16 protein-coding genes are annotated in these 18,018 nt (G+C 65.1%); 5 read left to right on the top strand and 11 right to left on the bottom strand.

What is annotated here, in order from left to right; genetic code table 11:
- Nucleotide 1 precedes the first annotated feature (1 nt).
- Nucleotides 2-421 carry a Zn-ribbon domain-containing OB-fold protein gene (locus GGQ90_RS04825; RefSeq protein WP_188081079.1) on the top strand — a complete coding sequence of 140 codons (420 nt, stop codon included), beginning with the start codon at nt 2-4 and terminating at the stop codon, nt 419-421.
- Complete coding sequence (locus tag GGQ90_RS04820; RefSeq protein ID WP_246428124.1) at nt 418-1,473, top strand: SMP-30/gluconolactonase/LRE family protein; 1,056 nt, start codon at nt 418-420, stop codon at nt 1,471-1,473. Before GGQ90_RS04825 ends, GGQ90_RS04820 begins: the two co-directional genes overlap by 4 nt.
- A 102-nt stretch (nt 1,474-1,575) precedes the next feature.
- Here GGQ90_RS04820 and GGQ90_RS29635 read toward each other — a convergent pair whose 3' ends face one another.
- The 9 genes from GGQ90_RS29635 to GGQ90_RS04780 form a co-directional block, all read right to left on the bottom strand.
- Nucleotides 1,576-1,698, bottom strand: a complete 123-nt coding sequence (locus tag GGQ90_RS29635; protein ID WP_281391416.1) for a hypothetical protein — start codon at nt 1,696-1,698, stop codon at nt 1,576-1,578.
- 29 nt (nt 1,699-1,727) lie between these two features.
- Nucleotides 1,728-2,705 (bottom strand): NADPH:quinone oxidoreductase family protein, encoded by a 978-nt coding sequence (locus tag GGQ90_RS04815; protein ID WP_343053534.1) that lies wholly within the window; start codon nt 2,703-2,705, stop codon nt 1,728-1,730.
- 3 nt (nt 2,706-2,708) lie between these two features.
- Complete coding sequence (locus GGQ90_RS04810) at nt 2,709-3,347, bottom strand: nuclear transport factor 2 family protein (RefSeq protein ID WP_188081078.1); 639 nt, start codon at nt 3,345-3,347, stop codon at nt 2,709-2,711.
- A 2-nt stretch (nt 3,348-3,349) separates the two neighbouring features.
- A complete protein-coding gene (locus tag GGQ90_RS04805) occupies nt 3,350-4,357 on the bottom strand; it encodes an LLM class flavin-dependent oxidoreductase (protein ID WP_343053533.1) in 1,008 nt (335 codons plus the stop codon).
- Nucleotides 4,358-4,393: 36 nt separating this feature from the next.
- Nucleotides 4,394-6,793: a CaiB/BaiF CoA-transferase family protein gene (locus tag GGQ90_RS04800; protein WP_188081077.1), complete on the bottom strand. Its 2,400-nt coding sequence runs from the start codon at nt 6,791-6,793 to the stop codon at nt 4,394-4,396.
- 141 nt (nt 6,794-6,934) lie between these two features.
- Nucleotides 6,935-7,576 (bottom strand): flavin reductase family protein, encoded by a 642-nt coding sequence (locus GGQ90_RS04795; protein ID WP_188081076.1) that lies wholly within the window; start codon nt 7,574-7,576, stop codon nt 6,935-6,937.
- Between the two features lie 3 nt (nt 7,577-7,579).
- The gene (locus GGQ90_RS04790) at nt 7,580-8,401 is read right to left on the bottom strand and encodes an enoyl-CoA hydratase/isomerase family protein (RefSeq protein WP_188081075.1); all 822 of its coding nucleotides are present in this window, start codon (nt 8,399-8,401) and stop codon (nt 7,580-7,582) included.
- A 94-nt stretch (nt 8,402-8,495) separates the two neighbouring features.
- The gene (locus GGQ90_RS04785) at nt 8,496-9,233 is read right to left on the bottom strand and encodes a TetR/AcrR family transcriptional regulator (RefSeq protein ID WP_010338988.1); all 738 of its coding nucleotides are present in this window, start codon (nt 9,231-9,233) and stop codon (nt 8,496-8,498) included.
- A gap of 202 nt (nt 9,234-9,435) precedes the next feature.
- A complete protein-coding gene (locus GGQ90_RS04780; protein ID WP_188081074.1) occupies nt 9,436-11,481 on the bottom strand; it encodes a PQQ-dependent dehydrogenase, methanol/ethanol family in 2,046 nt (681 codons plus the stop codon).
- A gap of 247 nt (nt 11,482-11,728) precedes the next feature.
- Between GGQ90_RS04780 and GGQ90_RS04775 the strand changes: the two genes are divergently transcribed.
- The 3 genes from GGQ90_RS04775 (at nt 11,729) to pncB (ending at nt 15,327) form a co-directional block, all read left to right on the top strand.
- Nucleotides 11,729-13,174, top strand: coding sequence for a carboxylesterase/lipase family protein (locus GGQ90_RS04775; RefSeq protein ID WP_188081158.1), 1,446 nt, complete (start codon nt 11,729-11,731; stop codon nt 13,172-13,174).
- Entirely contained in the window at nt 13,171-13,938 is a 768-nt protein-coding gene (locus tag GGQ90_RS04770; RefSeq protein WP_188081073.1) for an enoyl-CoA hydratase/isomerase family protein, read from the top strand. The genes GGQ90_RS04775 and GGQ90_RS04770 overlap by 4 nt, the downstream gene beginning before the upstream one ends.
- Nucleotides 13,939-14,022: 84 nt before the next feature.
- Nucleotides 14,023-15,327, top strand: a complete 1,305-nt coding sequence (gene pncB / locus GGQ90_RS04765; protein ID WP_188081072.1) for a nicotinate phosphoribosyltransferase — start codon at nt 14,023-14,025, stop codon at nt 15,325-15,327.
- A gap of 7 nt (nt 15,328-15,334) precedes the next feature.
- Here pncB and GGQ90_RS04760 read toward each other — a convergent pair whose 3' ends face one another.
- A complete protein-coding gene (locus GGQ90_RS04760) occupies nt 15,335-16,303 on the bottom strand; it encodes a transporter (RefSeq protein ID WP_343053531.1) in 969 nt (322 codons plus the stop codon).
- A 58-nt stretch (nt 16,304-16,361) separates the two neighbouring features.
- Complete coding sequence (locus tag GGQ90_RS04755; protein ID WP_188081156.1) at nt 16,362-17,921, bottom strand: inorganic phosphate transporter; 1,560 nt, start codon at nt 17,919-17,921, stop codon at nt 16,362-16,364.
- Nucleotides 17,922-18,018: the final 97 nt, after the last annotated feature.

The raw sequence follows: 18,018 nt of genomic DNA, 5'->3' as shown, positions 1-18,018 counted from the left end.
CATGGGCATTCCCATCTATCCCGTCCATCTGGAAGACCCGTTGTTCCAGGGCTTCTATGACGGTCTCGATGCCGGCGAACTGCGCATCACCGCCGACGCCGAAACCGGCGAATGGGTCTGGTATCCGCCCGAAGTCGTCCCCGGAAGGCCCGATGCCGTGCTGGAATGGCGCCCGGTCTCGGCCGAGGGCAAGGCCTATAGCTTCACCACCGTGATCCGCAGCCTACTGCCTGGCGACCACAAGGCTGAAGTCCCTTACACCGTCATCCTGTTCGAGCCGGACGATGCGCCGGGCGTGCGGATCGCTGGCATATTGGTCGATGACGACGGCGTGGAGCCGGCCTGCGACATGCGCCTGCACTTCCGCCCGGTCGAGGCGGGCGATCACCGCATCGCCGGCTTCGCGCCGGTCCGCAGATGATGGCCGCTAACAGGGCGGTCGACCGGCGCACGGCCATGCTGGGCGGCGCGGCGCTGGCGCTCGCCGGCTGCACCCGCGCCGGTACGCCGCGTGCCTCCACGGTCCCGGCACCCCTGACCCCGGCCGATTTCAGCCTGGTCATCGACGGTCTCGACCATGCCGAGGGTGTCGCCAGCGCCCCCGACGGCCGCCTGTTCCTGTCCAACAGCGGCGGCGCGATCGGCGTGCTGGCGCCCGGCCAGCCGCTGCGGCAGGTCGGCGCGCCGCTCGCCGCCAATGGCGTCGCCGTCGATGCGCGGGGCCGCGTCATCGTCGCGAATATGGGCCTGCTCCAGCAGCAGCCCGGCCCGCTACAGCGCATCAGCCTCGAAACCGGCACGGTCGAAACGCTCGTCTCGGAACTGGAGGGGCGCCAACTTGTCGCCTCCAACGGCCCCACCACCGCGCGTGATGGCTGCATCTATTGCACCCACAGCAGTTGGGGTCCGGTCGCCAATATCGGCACCACCACGCCGGCCGGTTTCATCTACATGGTCCGGCCCGACGGCAGCGCCGCGATCGTCGCGCGCGACCTGCGCGGGGTCAACGGCCTCTGCCTCGACCGGGACGAACGCCATCTCTATGCCTCGCTGACCGCCGAAGGCCGCATCCGCCGCTGGCGCCGCAACGCCGACGGCACCCTTGCCGACCCGCAGGATTTCGGCCCGCAACTGGGCAGCGTTTTCCCCGACCAGACGGTCAAGGCGATCCTCGCTCTGCCCCCGCAGGAAAAGGCAGCACTCGGCTATTGCGACGGCATCGCCTTCGACATGGCCGGCAATCTCTGGATCACCCTGCCCTTTTCCAACCGGCTGGTCGCGCTGACGCCACAAGGTCGCCAGATCGACATCCTGCATGATCCCGCCGGCGAAAAGATCGCGATGCCGACCAATCTCTGCTGGGGCGGACCGGATCGTCGCACCCTCTATGTCGTCTCGCGCGGCAAGGGCATGATCGTCCAGGCCCGCACCGCCATCGCCGGCGCCCCGCTCGCCAACTGGCCGACCGACTGACGCACCGCTTTCCTACTGCGCACTTTTCTGCTCCATATTCTGCGATGGACCAGCCGATCTGCTTCAATACATGCGTGACCCAACAGGCGCGTTCGTGTCGCGTCACAGGCGCGCGGGCGTGACCCCAATGTCGCGTGACTGTCGCGTCGGCGTGACTTTGGCGGCGCGTTTGCGCTTCAAACCGCCCAAATTTTCGATAATCAACGGTGTGAACTTCGCGGCCATGACCTGAGCCTGACCCTGTAATGACCCAATCAGGCCATCTCGATCACCACCTTGCCCTGCGCCTTGCGGTCCATGATCCAGCGGATCGCTTCCCGGCTCTCGTCAAAGCCGAAGCGCGCGCCGATCGCCGGCCGCAATCCGCCCTGTTCATACCAGTCATAAAGCTGCGCCATATTGGCGGCATGGATGTCCGGCTCGCGCCGGCTATGCATCCCCCATGTCACGCCGACGATCGACGCCGTCTTCACCAGTGGCAGGTTCAATGGGATCGCCGGAATTGTCCCGGCGGCAAAGCCGACCACCAGATAGCGCCCGTCCCAGCCCATGGTGCGGAAGGCCGGCTCGGCCAGATCGCCACCGACCGGATCGAAGATCACATCGACGCCGCGCTCCCCGGCCAGCGCCTTCACCGCCTGTTTGATGTCGACCTCCGCATAATTCACTGTCTCGTCCGCGCCATGCGCCCGCGCCAGATCCAGCTTCTCCGCGCTGGACGCCGCCGCGATCACCCGCGCACCCATGCGCTTGCCGATCTCCACCGCCGCCAGTCCCACGCCGCCCGCAGCGCCCAGCACCAGCAGCGTCTCGCCCGCCTGCAACCGCCCGCGCTGGCGCAGCCCGTGCAGCGCCGTCGCATAGACCATGGTGAAACCGGCCGCGACGTCGAAGCCCATCGCGTCGGGAATGATGCTGGTGCGGAAGGCCGGCGCCACCGCCTGCTCGGCAAAGGCGCCCTGGAACGGGATCGCCGCCACCCGGTCGCCGATGCGAAAGCCGCTGACGCCTTCGCCGATCGCATCGACCACGCCTGCCGCCTCGCCGCCGGGGATGAAGGGCAAGGGCGGCTTGGTCTGGTAGAGATTCCGGATCATCAGCGCGTCGGGGAAATTGACGCTCGCCGCCCGCACCGCCAGCCTGATCTCGCCCGGCCCCGGCTGGGGCACGGGCACATCACGGAACGCCAGTTGCTCGGGCGCGCCATGCGCCTCGCACATCAGCGCCCGCACGGATTAGCTGCCCTGAAACTGCTGGCGCATCTTGTAATAATCGTCGCTCGGATATTTCTCGCTATGCTGCCCCGCCGGCCAGTCGGCATAGGGCGTCTGCGCCGGTTCGGGCGGCGAGGTATAGTCGGACAGGCCCCGGCGACGGATGATCTTCCACACCCCGTTTCGCCGCTCCAGATCGTCGAGATAGCGGCCCTGGAAGAAGACATCCTCCTCGCCCCCGCCGTCCTTGCGGTCGCGCCGATGCTGCGCGAAATAATAGCATTCGGAAAAGGCCTTGTCCCCCTTCACATCGACCGAGACATTGGTGATGTGGTGGCAGGCATATTTCAGCGTCGACACGATCTTGAAGGCGAAGCCGACGAAATCGGAAGACTTGCCCTCGAACTTGCCATGCTTGTGCGTCGATTCCGGCCAGAACAGCGATCGCAGCAGCGCCTCGTCCGCCCGGTCATTGGCCCGCGCATAGGCATAGAGGAGTTCGGTGATCGCCTGCTTGGACTCGATGATGTCAAGCCGCTGGGCCATGTCCATGCCGCTCCCCTTTCCCTTGGGCGCGGCCGACGCTTCGGCAGCCGCAGCCATGCCGATCGGCAGCGCCAGCATGGCGACCAGCGTACCGCGACGATTGTGTTCTTCCATGCTCATTCTCCCGGATTTTCCAGCAGGCCCGGCTCGGCGCGCAGGCGCGGCAGCACTTCCTTCTCGAACAGGCGCAGGCTGCGCCACGACACTTCCGGGTCCAGCCCGCCCAGCAGCGCGTGGAAGGTGACGGCCGTGCCCCGGCCCAGCCCCTTGAGATATTCGAAACATTCGTCGGGCGTCAGCACCTTGATGTTCGGCATCGCCTTCAGCCCCTCGATCGTTTCGGCGGGCTGGTAGCGTGTCTGGCCGGTGCCGCGCTCCTTGGCCCATTCGGCATAGGCGTTGGTCGCATAGGCGACATGCGGCGCCACCAGCGGCCAGTCGCGGTCCGGATCGTCGGAGACATAGAGGAAGCTCGCCGCCGGCTTGCGCAGTTCCTCCGGCGGCGGGAAGCCGGCCTTTTCCCGCTCCTCCTTGTAGAGGGTGAACAGGTCGGGATGGCCGGGGAAATATTGATAGCCGCCCTTGGCTGCGCGGATCGCCGACTTGTCGGTCGACCCGCCCATGTAGATTTTGGGGCCACCCGGGCTCGCCGGCGCCGGCGTCACCCGCACGGTGCGTTCGCGAAACTCGAACGGTTCGCCGATCCAGGCCTGCTTCAGCGTGGCCATCGCCTCGTTCATGATCGCCAGCCGCTTGGCGATGTCCTTGCCGAACATCTCGAACTCATGCGGGCGATAGCCCATGCCGGCGGTCAGCCACACGCGGCCGGGCGCGATATTGTCCAGCACCGCCAGATCTTCGGCCAGCCGCAGCGGATCATGCATGGTCACGACCAGCGCCGACAGATGCGTAACGATATTCTCCGTCGCGCCCAGAATAGACGCCGCCTGCACCATGGAGGACGGGCAATAGCCGCCCTCCGCGCCATGATGCTCGGCCAGGAACACCTGGGTAAAGCCCAGCTTGTCGGCCCATTGTGCCTGCTCGATCGCAGTGCGGTAGAGCACGGGATGCGGCGCGCCGAAATCCGGCCGGTTCATGTCGTAACGAAGGTTCAACTGCACCCTTTGGGTTCCTCTTCCCGATTATCTGTTGTTGGTTCAGGCCGCCGAGACGCGCGACTGGATACGGCCGGTCACGTCCGCCGCCTGCATCGCCTTGCCGCTGTCGATCAGCGCGTCGATCGCGTCCGGCGCATAGCCGATCTCGGCCAATATCTGCCGCGTATGCTCGCCCAGCCGCGGCGCGGACTTGCGCGCATGGCCCGGCGTGTCGCTCAGATGGATGAAGCTGCCGAACTGGCGGACATGGCCATACATGGAATCGAAATTCTCGATCACCCGGTTGCTGGCCACTGCCCAGTCCTGCCACAGCGCCTCGCGCACCCAGCTTTTCGCCGCCGGTATCTCGCACGGCACGCCTGCCGCATCGAGCAGCGCGAAGGCCTCCACGCTCGTCTTGTCGGCAAACCAGGGCTCCAGCGCCGCCAGCAGCGCCGCGTCATGCAGCGACCGTTCCTTTGGCGAGGCAAAGCGCGGATCGTCGATCAGCCCGGCCTGTCCCACCGCCCGCGCCAGCGCCGCGAAGCGCCCGTCCTGCCTACAGGCAATGCAGATCCAGCCGTCGCTGGTGCGATAGAGCCGGTCGAGCGCATTATAGCCCGCCTGATCCTTGTCGAGGCGAAAGCCGTAGACGACCTGCTTGTCGGCATCCAGGAAATGCTCGGACGTGGTCCACAGGCTCGAATGAAGCTGGGGTATCTCCATATAGTCGCCGACGCCGCTGATCGCGCGCCGCTCCAGCCCCATCAATATGCCCGCCGCGCCCAGGAAGCCGTTATTATAATCCTCATTGCCGAACACCGACCGGGTCGGCGGATTGCCCGCGCCGCCCCCTTCATAGAGCAGGCCGGTCCAGCCCGATACCAAGGGCGCAAAGCTCTTGAGCAGCGACTTCGGCCCCTTGGAGCCATAGCCAGGCAGATAGACATAGAGCAGGCGCGGATTGATCTTCGACAGCGCCCCATAGCCGATGCCCAGCTTGTCGGCCTTGCCGGGGCGCAGATTATGGGTGACGACATCGGCCTGCGCCACCAGCTTCAGCGCCGCCTCCAGCGCCTCGGGCTGCTTCAGGTTCAGCACGATGTCGCGCTTGCCGCGCTGCGCCGCGTCGAAACAGTCGGGCAGCGGCCGCATCTGGTCGCCGTCGGGCGTCTCCACCTTGATGACATCGGCGCCCAGGTCCGACAGCAGCCGCCCGCCAAAGCCCACCGCGAAGAAGGAGGAGAAGTCCACCACCTTGATGCCTTCGAGCGGCCGGTCGAGCGGCTTGCCCGCCGCCGCCAGTTCGCCCCGCTTGCGTGCAATCAGGTCGGCCAGCGCGCCATTGTCGGCGCCGATCGCCGGTGCCGGCTGCGGCGCGGCGCAGGGCGTGCGATCGAACCGCACCGCCGGCGCCGCTTGATAGATGGTGCCGAACTCCGCGTCTGGCAGCGCGATCCGCTGGCCAACAAATTCCACCTGCTCGTCCAGCAGCACTTCGGCCGGTTCCAGCACTGGCAGCGCCGCCACATCGGCGGTCTGGAACAGCGCGATCCATTCGGCGCGCGGGCGCGCCTTGAACGCATCGAAAATCTCGACCCGGGCGATATGATATTCGTCGTCGCTCAATGGCACGGACATTTCCGCCGCGCCCTTCACCACCGACACCCGGTCGCCAAAGCCCAGTTGGTCCATCGCCGCCTTGAAGCCGCCCTGGCCGCCGGTATGGATCTGCAGGAACAGGCCGTCACCGCATTCGAACATGCCGGTCACCAGTCGGGTCCGGCCGAACCGGTCGACCGCCCCGGAATCCCCCGCCTTGATGTAGGAAATGCCGTCTTCCTGCCACCAGTTGTTCATCGGCGACTGGGCCAGCATCGCGTCGAGCAGCGAGGATTCGACCTTCTGTCCCTTGCCGCTCGATCGCCGCGCGCGGATCGCTGTCAGCGCGCCGATCACGCCCAGAAACGCCTGGCCATAATGGAGCGCAGGATGGCCGAGATAGACCGGCCCTTCGCGGAACGGACTGGACTTGTCGATCATCGTGCCAAGCAGCGCCGCCGCCAGCCCCTCGCCGCGCGGCCGATCGGCAAAGGGCGTGTCCGCACCATAAGCGGTCAGCGCCGACACGATCAGTTGCGGATAGTCGCGCGCCAGGCTCTCGCCGTCCAGACCGAGCGCCTTAGCTTCCCTCTCCTCCAGCGCATGGATGAAGATGTCCGCCCCGCTCAGCAGCCCGCGCAGCGCCGCCCGGTCGTCCGCATCGGCCACGTCCAGTTCGACGCTGCGCTTGGACCGGTCCCAGCTCTTGCGGGTCAGTTCATGGGCGAAATAGGCGCCGCCCCATGGCTCGACCTTCAGCACGTCGGCGCCATGGTCGGCGAGCAGCATGCCCGCGATCGCGACCGGCATTTCGGTCGACAGTTCGATAACGACAAGATGGTCCAGAGGGCCGGGCATCACGCACTCCTGTTTGGCGGTCTGCGCCGCCTCTTGTTCGGATCTGGCCGGTAGTGCGCGGAATCGCGCCTCCGACCTTTCCCTTGAAACAGACACGCTTTTTCCCGGCAGTGCAAGTAATATTGCACTATAGGTTCAAATTCACTCCTTGCCCGTCAGCCGTGCCGGATCATAACCCGGCCGGTCCATCTGGAAACTGTCGCCATTGCGCACATACCAGCCGCTACCATGGGTGCGGCCAATCAATTTCATCGCCGGCGTGTCGAAATAGACCCGCTCGCGATCGGTGATAAACTCGTCGCGGATATGCGCCATCACGATCTCGCCGATGATCACCGTCTGCATCGTGCCGATGTCCATCGCCGCGACCTTCCGGCATTCGAAGCTGACCGGGCTGCTGGCGATCAGCGGGGGCGCGATCAGCACCGACGGCGCGGTCTCGATCCCGGCATAGTCGATCTCGCTGACATCGGCCGGCGCATCAACGCTGCAATGGTTCATCTTCTCGGCATCATCCTCGCACACCAGGTTCACGACGAACTCGCCGGTCGCGATGATGTTGCTGGCGGTGTTCTTCAGCCCACGCGATACCGGCTCCTTGAGCAGGCCCAGCGCCACCAGCGGCGGCTCGGTGCCGACGCAGTTGAAGAAGCTGTAGGGCGCGGCATTGACCACGCCCGCTTCGGATTTGGTGGTGATCCACGCGATCGGGCGCGGGGTGATGGTCGAATTGACGATCTTGTAGCGGGTCGCCATCGGCAGGCTGCGCATGTCGAACTGCATGACTTATTCCTTCGCCCCAGTTGCGACCTTCGCGGCAGCCTTCGCCGCTGCGCGTGCCTTGAATGCCGCGCGGGCGCGAGGCACTTCCTCCCCCGCCTGGCAGGTATGGCAATAGACCAGTTCCAGCGCATGATTGGCCGACAGGTCGCCGCTCTCCGCCTGGTCGAGCAGCCGCTTGGTCAGTTCGACCGCATGGGCGTTGCCGCCACCGATCGTCGCGCCCAGCGCCAGCGCCTGCGCGACCGTCTCGCCCGGCGGCACCAGCCGGCTGACCAGCCCCAGGCTCAATGCCTCGGCCGCCTCCAATGTCCGTCCCGAAAAGATGATCTCGGCCGCGCGTGCCCGCCCCAATTGCCGGGTCAGGAACCAGGCTGCCCCGCCATCGGGCACCAGCCCGAAATCCAGGAACGGCGCACCGAACCGCGCATTGTCGCCAGCGAAGATCATGTCGCAGGCCATCGCCAGGCTCCAGGAAACGCCGAATGCCCCGCCTTCCACCGCCGCCACGGTCGGGATCGGCAGCGCGCGCAGCCGGCGGATGATCCGCTGCCCCATCTCCAGCCGAGCGGCAAGCCGCAACGCCCCCTCGCCCCGCGCCGGCGGCAGCTTCACGTCGCCGCCATTGCTGAAATAGCCGTTCGCGCCACACAGGATCAGCATCCGTGCCGGCGTCGCATTTTCCAGCCGGTCGAGCGCAGCGGAAAACTGCTCCCACATGGTGAAGGAAACGGTGTTCTTCGCGTGCGGCCGGTTGAGGGTGATGATGGCCACGCCATCCGCGCGTAGCTCGAACAACAGTTCGGGGTCTTCGCTCGGCGCGCTCATCTCACTCTCCCATGCTGATGCCCATGTCGGGCCTGGGGCATGCCTAGACGAGGCGCGCACCATGATGCAAGAAAATTTGCATCATGGTGCAGATTCAAGCCGCTTTCGTCTTGGTCTTGGGCGACATCGGCAGCGCGTCCATGCCGCGCTCGGCAATATCCTTGATCAGCGCTTCGACTTCCTTGCGCGCCGCGCCCTTCAGCGAACCGAGCAGGCAGGACAGATAACTGCTGACCAGCCGGACGATCACCTCATCATCGGGGATTCGGCCCTGCGCCCAGTCGTTGATGGTCGCATATTCGAAGCGCACCAGATCATCGACCAGCTTGTCGACCTGCACCCAAGGCTGCAACTGCTTCGTGGCGTCGAGCGCCTCGATCCACTGTTTGTTATGATGGATGGCCGGCGAGTGCATCGCGGTCCAGATGTCGCGGTCGACATCCGAACTGAAATAGAGCGCCATGATCGCCTTGATATAGTTGCGGATTTTCCGGTTGCGCTGGACGACCGAGATCATCCGCTCCAGATTATGCTGCATCGTGCCGGGCGGGCTGGAATAGACGATGCGGCTGACATATTCGTCGAAATATTCCTGGATCGCGGTGGCGATCATGCGCTCACGGGTCTGGAAGGCGTTGTAGAGCGTGCGCTTGGCGACGCCAGCGCGCTGGCCGATCTCGTTCATGCTCAGCGCCGCGATCCCCTGCTCGGCGATCACCTTGCGCGTTTCCTCCAATATCCGGCGACGGCGTTCGATGATCGCCGGACTGGAATAGGTCTGCGGCCGATCGCCATTTTCCTTGAGGTCAGCCATGTCCTTGTCCGTCGTCAAATTCGCTCATCCTCCCCGAGGCGCGCCCGGCGGGGGCACGTAACCGACGATCATAACGCAATTGCATGAACGTGCAAATTTGATGCCGCACGGCTGGGCTTTGTGCAAGCCCCCGCTCGGTGCAGACAAGACGCCCCGCCTCCTCATCAAAGGAAGCGGGGCGAAGCGACATCCGCCGCAAGGGGGCGGATGCCATGGGAGGTCAGTTGGCCTTGGGCGCGGTTTCCCGCGCGCGCTGGCGAATATAGTGGCGCAGCCCTTCCAGATCGGCGTCGCTCAACTGCTCGAAGGCGCCCATGCCGCGTGCCATCAGCGCCCCGTCATGCACCACCGCCTTGAACGTCTCCGCGTCCAGCGGCACCGCCGACTTGCGCAGATCGGGCGCGGCGCCGCCCGCCATCATGCCCGCGCCATGACAGATGATACAGCTGCTATTGTAGATGGCGCCACCGACCTTGGCCTTGGCGGCGTCGACGGTAAAGGCCGGATCATCCTGGATCGGCTCGTCCACCAACTCGAACTTGGGCAGCGCCTTGGTGCCGCCGATCGCAAAGGTCAGCACCCGTCGCTGCTGCTGGCGATAATCCCAGTTGGGGACGTTGGGAAAGCTGCTGCGGAAACCGGTAATGACCGACACATATTGCTTGCCGCCGACCGTGTAGCTGATCGGCGCGGACAGGATGCCGTTCTGCGCCGGGAAGGACCAGAGCTTGCGCCCGTCGGTCGCCGAATAGGCGTTGAAATTGCCGTCGTTCGTGCCCTGGAACAGCAACCCGCCACCCGTGGCCATGATGCCGCCATTGAACACGCCGGGCTGCGGCACGGACCAGGCAATCTTGTTGTTGGGCACGTCAAAGGCGACCAGCTTGCTGACGGCCGGTGGCGCCACCATGTCGGACGGCGGCGCGCCCAGACCGGTATTGACCATCATCCCCGGCTTGTAGGTCCAGTCCTTCACATTGGCCGGATCGACGAACACGCGGCCGCCCTCCATCACCGGAATGTAGCTGAGGTTCGTCTTGGGACTGAACGCCATCGCCTGGACGCCATGCGCGCCATTGGGGAAGGGATACATCATGAACGGCTTGCCGTTCGGATATTGCGCCTCGGGATTGATCTCGGGCCGGCCAGTGACCGGATCAATCCGCTTGGCCCAATTCTGCTTGGCGAACTCGCCGGCCGAGATGAACTTCCCGGTTTCGCGGTCCAGCGCGTAGAAGAAGCCATTCTTGGGCGCGTGCATCAGCACCGACCGCATCTTGCCGCCAATCTCGATATCGGCCAGTTCGATATCCATCGCATCGTTGAAATCGTGGCTGTTTTCCGGATTCACCTGATAGTGCCAGGCATATTCGCCGGTCTTCACGTCGATCGCCACGATCGAGGCGAGATAGAGATTGTCGCCACCACCCGGCGAACGGATCTTCTGGTTCCACGGCCAGCCATTGCCGGTGCCAAGGTAGATGCGGTCATATTTGGCGTCATAGGCCATGGCGTGCCACACCGTGCCGCCGCCGCCGAACTTCCACCATTCGCCGGTCCAGGTCTTGGCCGCGGCCTCCATCGCCTTGTTCTCGAAACCCTTGGCCGGATCGCCCGGCACCACGAACCAGCGCCACGCCTTCTTGCCGGTCTTGGCATCATAGGCGGTCACATAGCCACGGGTCGGGCTGTAATCCGCGCCGCCAAAGCCGACCACCACCTTGTCGCCGGCGACCCATGGCGGGCCGGTGATATAGCCATTTTCAGCCTCGTCCAGCGTCTGGACCGACCAGCGCGGCTTGCCGGTCTTGGCGTCGACCGCGATCAGCCGGCCTTCGCGCGTCGCGGTATAGATCAGCCCGTCCTTATAGGCGATGCCGCGCGTGCCCCAGCCAGCGCGCATCCGCCACTTGGACTCCGGCTGGCTCGCCACATCGGGATCATATTGCCACAGCAGCTTGCCGGTCTTGGCGTCGAGCGCATGAACGACCGACAGGCCGACCGCGAAATAGAGGACGCCATCTATCGCCAGCGGCTGGGTATAGCTGTCATAGGTGTCGATGTCATAGGACCAGGCAAGGCCGAGCTTGCCGACATTGTCGGCGCTGATCTGGTCGAGCGCGCTATAATGCTGCTCCTTGTCGTCGCCGCCAAAGCTGGACCAGTTGGCGGTCGTTCCGCCCGGCGCTGCGCTGTCCGCGCCGCAGGCGACCAGCCCGCTCGCCAGGGCCAGGATCGCCACGGCCGTCGACACTCTTCCCTTCATGTTCTCATCCTTCTCCGTGCGCCCCTGTTCGCGCCTCTTTATATTGCACCTTGGTGCAGATTCATAACCCTGTCAACGCGCCTGCGCGCTTGACAGCGATAAACGTCTCCAACATTATTATGCACCATAGAGCAAAATTGATGAGGGGATGATGGAGATGGTGCAGCGTCCTGTCGCCTGCGCGGCCGCAGCCGTCGCTTTATGGGCAAGCCTTGGAAATGCCGCCCCTTCTTCGGCACCACCCCGATTGTCCACCGCGTCCGGCCCGATCCGCGGCGTGGTCCGCGACGATGTCCGCTTCTTCGGCGGCATCCCCTATGCCGCGCCCCCGGTCGGCGCCAATCGCTGGCGCGCACCGCAACCGGTCCGTCCCTGGAAAACCGAGCGTGACGCTACAGGCTTTGCTGCGGATTGCCCCCAGCCACGGCGCAAAGAGGACGCCGCCTTCCCCCAGGATGAAAATTGCCTGACCCTCAACGTCGCCTCGCCCGACCTTGGTGCCCGCAAATTGCCGGTGCTGTTCGTCGTCCATGGCGGCGCCTATTTCGTCGGCTCGGGCCGGGAGCCCTTCCGCAACGGCATGCCGCCGCTGGTCAAGCAGGGTGTCGTCCTTGTCGCCCCCAACTACCGCATCGGGCGGCTCGGCTTCTTCGCCCATCCCGCCCTGACAACCGAAGCGCCCAAGGGGACCGCCAATTTCTGGCTGATGGATCAGGTCGCAGCGCTGCGCTGGGTCAGGCAGAACATCGCCCGCTTCGGCGGCGATCCCGACAATGTGACCATCATCGGCTGTTCGGCGGGCGGCTCCAGCATCAATGCGCTGATGGCGACGCCGATGGCCAGGGGCCTGTTCGCCCGCGCCAGCGCCCATTCGGCCGGCGGCCTGTTCAACGCCAATCGCCCCCTGCCACAGGCGCAGGAGCAAGGGCTGGCCTTTGCCCAGCGCACCGGCGTGACCGGCGATGGCGCGCCATCGCTCGCTGCCCTGCGCAGGCTCAGCGTCGCGCAGGTGCTGGCCGGCGACAGCGGCGCGCCGGACTTTGGCGCAACCGTCGATGGCAGCTGGCTGCCCGCTCCCCTTTCCACCCTGTTCGCAAAAGGCCAGATCGCGCATGTCCCGCTGATCAGCGGATCGACCAGCAACGAAGCCAGCGTCTTTGGCCTGATGGGCTTTGGCCGGGCCGAAATGGCGCGCCGCTTCGGTATCGATCTGTCGGCCGTGTCCGCCAGCTACGGCCTGTCCGATGAGGCCGAATTGCTGCGCCGGGTGCAGACCGACTTCCTGTTCACCTCAGCGGCGCTGGGCATGACCCAACTGGCGGCCCGCGCCGGCCTGCCGACGCGCGCCTATCAGTTCGATTTCGTTGCGCCGAACGAGCGCAGCGCGAAACCCGGCGCGGACCATTGCGCCGACCGCCTGTTCTGGCTCGGCCAGTCCCCCTCGGCCGATGCGGAAAGCCGGGCGCTCGCCAAGACCATGTCGGGCTGGATGCTGAATTATGTGCGGAGCGGCGACCCCAATGGCCCCGGCCTGCCGCCATGGCCCGCCACCCAGGACGGCCGCACCAACCCGCTGGTCATCGGCCAGCATATCGCCGCCACCCCGGACTTCCGCGCCCGCCAGATCGCCCCCTGGTTCGACAAATGGCAGCGGGAAAGCGGTCAGTCCTTCGGCTGGAAGCCCACGCCATGAGCCTGCGACTGGAGCATGACGGCGCGGTCGCGATCGTGACGCTCGATCGCCCCGATCGGCGCAATGCCTTCACCATGGCGATGCGCGGCGAGATCGCCACGCTGTTCGACGATCTGGCGCAGGATGACGGGGTTCGGGCGGTCGTCCTGACCGGCGCAGGCGGTCATTTCTGCTCCGGCGCCGATACCGGCGAAATGGGCGCCGCCGACAGTGCCGCTTTCCTCAAGCGGATGCGCGCGCTCCACCGCATGATCCGCGCCATCATGGCCATGCCCAAGCCGGTCATCGCAGCCGTCGACGGCGTCTGCGTCGGCGCAGGCTGGAGCCTGGCACTCGCCTGCGACCTGATCGTCGCCAGCCCGAACGCCAGCTTTGCCCAACTCTTCGGCAGGATCGGCTATGCGCCCGACGCCGGCGCCATCTGGCAATTGACCCGGTTGGTCGGCCCGATGCGCGCCAAGGAAATCGTCTATAGCGGCCGGACGCTGACCGCCGATGAAGCCTGGCAGCTCGGCCTCATCCTCTCGATCGAGGCGGACCGCCCGGTCCGCGACGCGGCGATCGAACTGGCCACCCGTCTTGCGAAGGGGCCGCCCGTCGCGCAGGCGATGAGCAAGCAGTTGTTCGAGGCGACCACCCTATCCTTCGACCAGTTTCTCGACCGCGAGTTCATGGTCCAGCCCTTGCTCGCCACGACCGCCGATCATCGCGAGGGGCTGGCCGCCGCGCGGGACAAGCGCACCCCGAACTTCACCGGTCAATAATCACCTCATCAGCCTTGCCATCATGATCCCCATGGGGAACGGTGCAGCACGCCCCTGTCAATTTTGCTGTCCATCAGGTTCTTCATGGTCTTCACCGACATCGCCACCCGCACCTACAACCATAATTGGCGGCTCGACCCGATCGTCCGCAGCCTCCTCGACACCGATTTCTACAAGCTGCTGATGCTGCAGATGATCCGGCAGCTTCACCCTGATGTCCGCACGACTTTCAAGCTGATCAACCGCACCCGTCGAGTAAGACTGGCCGACATCATCGATGAAGGCGAACTGCGCGCACAGCTCGATCATGCGCGCTCACTGCGCTTCGGCAAGAAGGAACTGATCTGGCTGGCGGGCAACAGCTTCTATGGCCGGACTCAGATGTTCAGCCCGGATTTCATCGCCTGGCTCGCTGACTTTCGCCTGCCGGACTATGAATTGCGTCAGGTCGACGGCCAATATGAGCTGCGCTTCCATGGGCTCTGGATCGAGACGATGATGTGGGAGATCCCCGCGCTCGCCATCATCAACGAATTGCGATCACGCGCGGCGATGAAGAGCCGTGGCCGCTTCGCACTCGATGTGCTCTACGCCCGTGCCAAGGCGAAACTGTGGGACAAGGTCGAGCGGCTGAGCGTGCTGCCCGATCTCGTCATCTCCGACTTCGGCACGCGCCGTCGCCATGGCTTCCTGTGGCAGCGCTGGTGCGTCGAGGCGCTGAAGGAAGGGCTGGGTGATCGCTTAATCGGCTCGTCCAACGTGCTGCTGGCGATGGATGCCGATCTGGAGGCGATCGGCACCAACGCCCATGAACTGCCCATGGTGCAGGCCGCGCTGGCCCCCGATGACGCAGCACTGGCGCGCGCGCCCTATGCGGTTCTCGAACAATGGCAGGCGCATTATGGCGGCAATCTGCGCATCGCCCTGCCCGATGCGTTCGGCACGGCGGCGTTCCTAAAGGACGCGCCCGACTGGGTCGCCGACTGGACCGGCTTCCGCCCCGACAGCGCGCCACCGATCGAAGCCGGCGAACAGATCATCCGCTGGTGGCAGGAAAAGGGTCGCGACCCGCGCAGCAAGCTGCTGATCTTTTCCGATGGCATGGACGTCGACAGTATCGAGGCGACCTATCGCCATTTCCATGGTCGCGTGCGCATGAGCTTTGGCTGGGGCACCAACCTTACCAATGATTTTCGCGGCTGCGCCCCGTTCGAAACCGATGGACTCGATCCGATTTCACTGGTGTGCAAGGTGGTCGAGGCCAATGGCCACCCGGCGGTCAAACTGTCCGACAATCCCGAAAAGGCGACCGGCGATCCAGCTGAGATCGAACGTTACCTGCGCGTCTTCGGCGGCGACGGACGACAGGCAGTCGCCGTTCAGGTGTAATCGCCTTTCAACGCCGCATGAACCCCATCCAGCGCAGCAGGAAATAGCTGACACCCGCCGCCCCGGCCGCGACCAGCGTCGCCGTCAGCGTGCCGTGCGACGCACCGGCAAAGGGCATGCCCCCGGTGTTCATGCCGAACAGCCCCGTGACCAGGGTCGCCGGCAGCATCAGCGCAGTGATGATCGACAGGATATAGAGATTCTGGTTGGTGCGCTGCGCCGCCTGTATGTCCAGCTCATCACGCAGCAGGCGGAGTTGCGCTTGGCCCTCCAATATGTCGGCGTCCAGCGCCTGCAACCGTTGGGTCAGTTTCTCGACCGTGGGCAGCAGCGCATCGGGCAGTTCTTCGTCCCGCTCCAGCCGCTGGAAGACGCCCCGAGCGCCCGATAGCAGCCGGTGTAGTTGCGCCAGTCGGCGACGAATGCCGACCAGGTCACGCGGCTGGGGCGGACGATGCCCCTCCAGAAACGCATCCTCGGCACGCTGGATATCGGCCAACAGGGTACGGCTGATATCGGCGATATTCTCGGCGATGGCACCGACCAGCAGGTCCAGCGCCTGCGGGCCGCCAATCACCCCTTTCGTCCGTTCCAGCCGGTGGCGCGCGATATCGGCGCAGCGCAGCGGATGCAGCCGGGTTGTCAGCATCATCGTAGGTGTCAGCGCCATGCGCAGTGCCCCTACCCGCGCCGTGTCAGCGACGTCGAAGTCGCGTTCGAAATCATGCAGCACACAGCCGACCGTCTCGCCGTCGACCAGCGCGCGCTGATGCGTATCGGGCGACAGGATCAGTTCGCGCACAGCTTCCGGCAGGAACTGCGCGCCATCGATCCATTGCCGCGTGCCGTGATCGGCAAGGTTGAGGTGCAGCCAGCGAAAGCTGCCAGCCGTGCCCCCGTCGCAATGATCGACCGGCCGGATCGCGTCGGGCGCGAAGTCCAGTCCCCAGATCAGCCCCGGACCTATGCCCGGCACCGGCAGCGTGAAAGGGGTCAGTGGGGCGCCCGGGTCGCCGATATGCCGCTCCTGTCGATCAGAAAATCTGCGCGAAAACCATATATAGCAATCCGGCCAGCAGGATCGAGCAGGGCAAGGTCAGCACCCAGGCCATCAGCAAATTGCGCACGGTCGTCATCTGCAGGCCCGAACCGTTCCCGGCCATGGTGCCGGCGACGCCCGAGGAGAGGACATGAGTGGTCGATACCGGCAGGCCCATATGGTCAGCGCCGAATATGGTCGCCATCGCCACCAGTTCGGCCGATGCGCCCTGCGCGTAGGTGAGATGGGTCTTGCCGATCTTCTCCCCCACGGTGACCACGATCCGTTTCCAGCCGACCATCGTGCCCAGGCCCAGCGCAAAGGCAACGGCAATCTTCACCCAGGTCGGAATGAAGCGAGTGCCGGCATCGAGCGATCCCTTGTAAGTCGTCAGCGCCTTCATCTTCGTCTCGGAAAGACCTGCGTCCTTCTCCTTGCCCAGACGCTTGATCGTCTCCGACGCCAGATACATGTCGTTGCGGATATTGGAGACGGCAGCCGCCGGCACCTGCGCCAGCGAGCCGTAACTCATCACCTGCCGATCGACATCGGCGATCAGCACCGACAACGCCGGCAGCGTCGTGTCTACGAAACGCTTGTCGGCGATATAGCGCGTCACCTGCGCCCGTGCCTCCACCGGCTGCATCAAGGCCGGCGTGCGCTGGCCAAGCGCAGCCGTGGCGGCGATCGAATTGGCATGGAATTCGGTCGTGTAGCGGGCCGGCACGGCGCGGTTGAGCGCATAGGCGGTCGGCACCGTGCCGATCAGGATCAGCATGATAAGGCCCATGCCCTTCTGCCCGTCATTGGAGCCATGGGCAAAACTGACGCCGGTGCAGGTGAAGATCAGCAGCGCGCGGATCCACAGCGGCGGCGGCATGCCGTTCTGTGGCTCGCGATAGAGCGCCTTGTTGCGGACAAGGACTTTCATCGCCACGAACAGCAGCGCCGCCAGACCAAAGCCGATGAGCGGCGACAAGAGCAGCGCCTGGCCGATTTCGGTCGCCTTGCTCCAGTCGACGCCCGACGTGCCGCTCTTGCCGTGCAGCAGCGCATTGGCGACGCCGACGCCGATGATCGATCCGATCAGCGTGTGCGAACTGGACGACGGGATACCCAGCCACCAGGTGGCAAGGTTCCACATGATCGCCGCGATCAGCAGCGCGAACACCATGGCGAAACCGGCGCTGGACCCGACCTGCAGGATCAGTTCGACCGGCAGCAGCGACACGATGCCGAACGCGACTGCACCGGTCGACAGCAGCACACCCAGGAAATTGAAGAAGCCCGACCAGACCACCGCGATATTGGCCGGCATCGCATTGGTGTAGATCACCGTCGCGACTGCATTGGCGGTGTCATGAAAGCCGTTCACAAATTCGAAGCCAAGCGCGATCAGAAGCGCCAGGAACAACAGCAGGAAGGGCAGATAGGCGGTCGGCGCCACGCCCACGGCCGTCGCGTCGCTATACACGCTGTAGACGACATAGATGAGCGCGGCGATGATGGCGGCGCCAAAGCCGATCGAGCCGGCCATGCCCAACCCCTTGTCCATCTCGGGTCGGCGCGCCCCGCCAATCGCCACACTTGCATTCATCGAATCGTCCCCGAACGGCAAATAATGTTAACCCTCTAGGTCCGCTGCATGACAG

The sequence above is a fragment of the Sphingobium scionense genome, from assembly GCF_014197035.1.
GTDB lineage: Bacteria > Pseudomonadota > Alphaproteobacteria > Sphingomonadales > Sphingomonadaceae > Sphingobium > Sphingobium scionense.
This window is presented reverse-complemented; position numbering and strand designations above follow the sequence as displayed.

Bases quoted from the DNA above. Each gene is read 5' to 3' on its own strand.
- GGQ90_RS04825 (WP_188081079.1), top strand. From the start codon at position 2: ATGGGCATTCCCATCTATCCCGTCCATCTGGAAGACCCGTTGTTCCAG.
- GGQ90_RS29635 (WP_281391416.1), bottom strand. From the start codon at position 1,698: ATGGCCGCGAAGTTCACACCGTTGATTATCGAAAATTTGGGCGGTTTG.
- GGQ90_RS04800 (WP_188081077.1), bottom strand. From the start codon at position 6,793: ATGCCCGGCCCTCTGGACCATCTTGTCGTTATCGAACTGTCGACCGAA.
- GGQ90_RS04780 (WP_188081074.1), bottom strand. From the start codon at position 11,481: ATGAAGGGAAGAGTGTCGACGGCCGTGGCGATCCTGGCCCTGGCGAGC.
- GGQ90_RS04820 (WP_246428124.1), top strand. From the start codon at position 418: ATGATGGCCGCTAACAGGGCGGTCGACCGGCGCACGGCCATGCTGGGC.
- pncB (WP_188081072.1), top strand. From the start codon at position 14,023: ATGGTCTTCACCGACATCGCCACCCGCACCTACAACCATAATTGGCGG.
- GGQ90_RS04795 (WP_188081076.1), bottom strand. From the start codon at position 7,576: ATGCAGTTCGACATGCGCAGCCTGCCGATGGCGACCCGCTACAAGATC.
- GGQ90_RS04790 (WP_188081075.1), bottom strand. From the start codon at position 8,401: ATGAGCGCGCCGAGCGAAGACCCCGAACTGTTGTTCGAGCTACGCGCG.
- GGQ90_RS04770 (WP_188081073.1), top strand. From the start codon at position 13,171: ATGAGCCTGCGACTGGAGCATGACGGCGCGGTCGCGATCGTGACGCTC.
- GGQ90_RS04810 (WP_188081078.1), bottom strand. From the start codon at position 3,347: ATGGAAGAACACAATCGTCGCGGTACGCTGGTCGCCATGCTGGCGCTG.
- GGQ90_RS04755 (WP_188081156.1), bottom strand. From the start codon at position 17,921: ATGGACAAGGGGTTGGGCATGGCCGGCTCGATCGGCTTTGGCGCCGCC.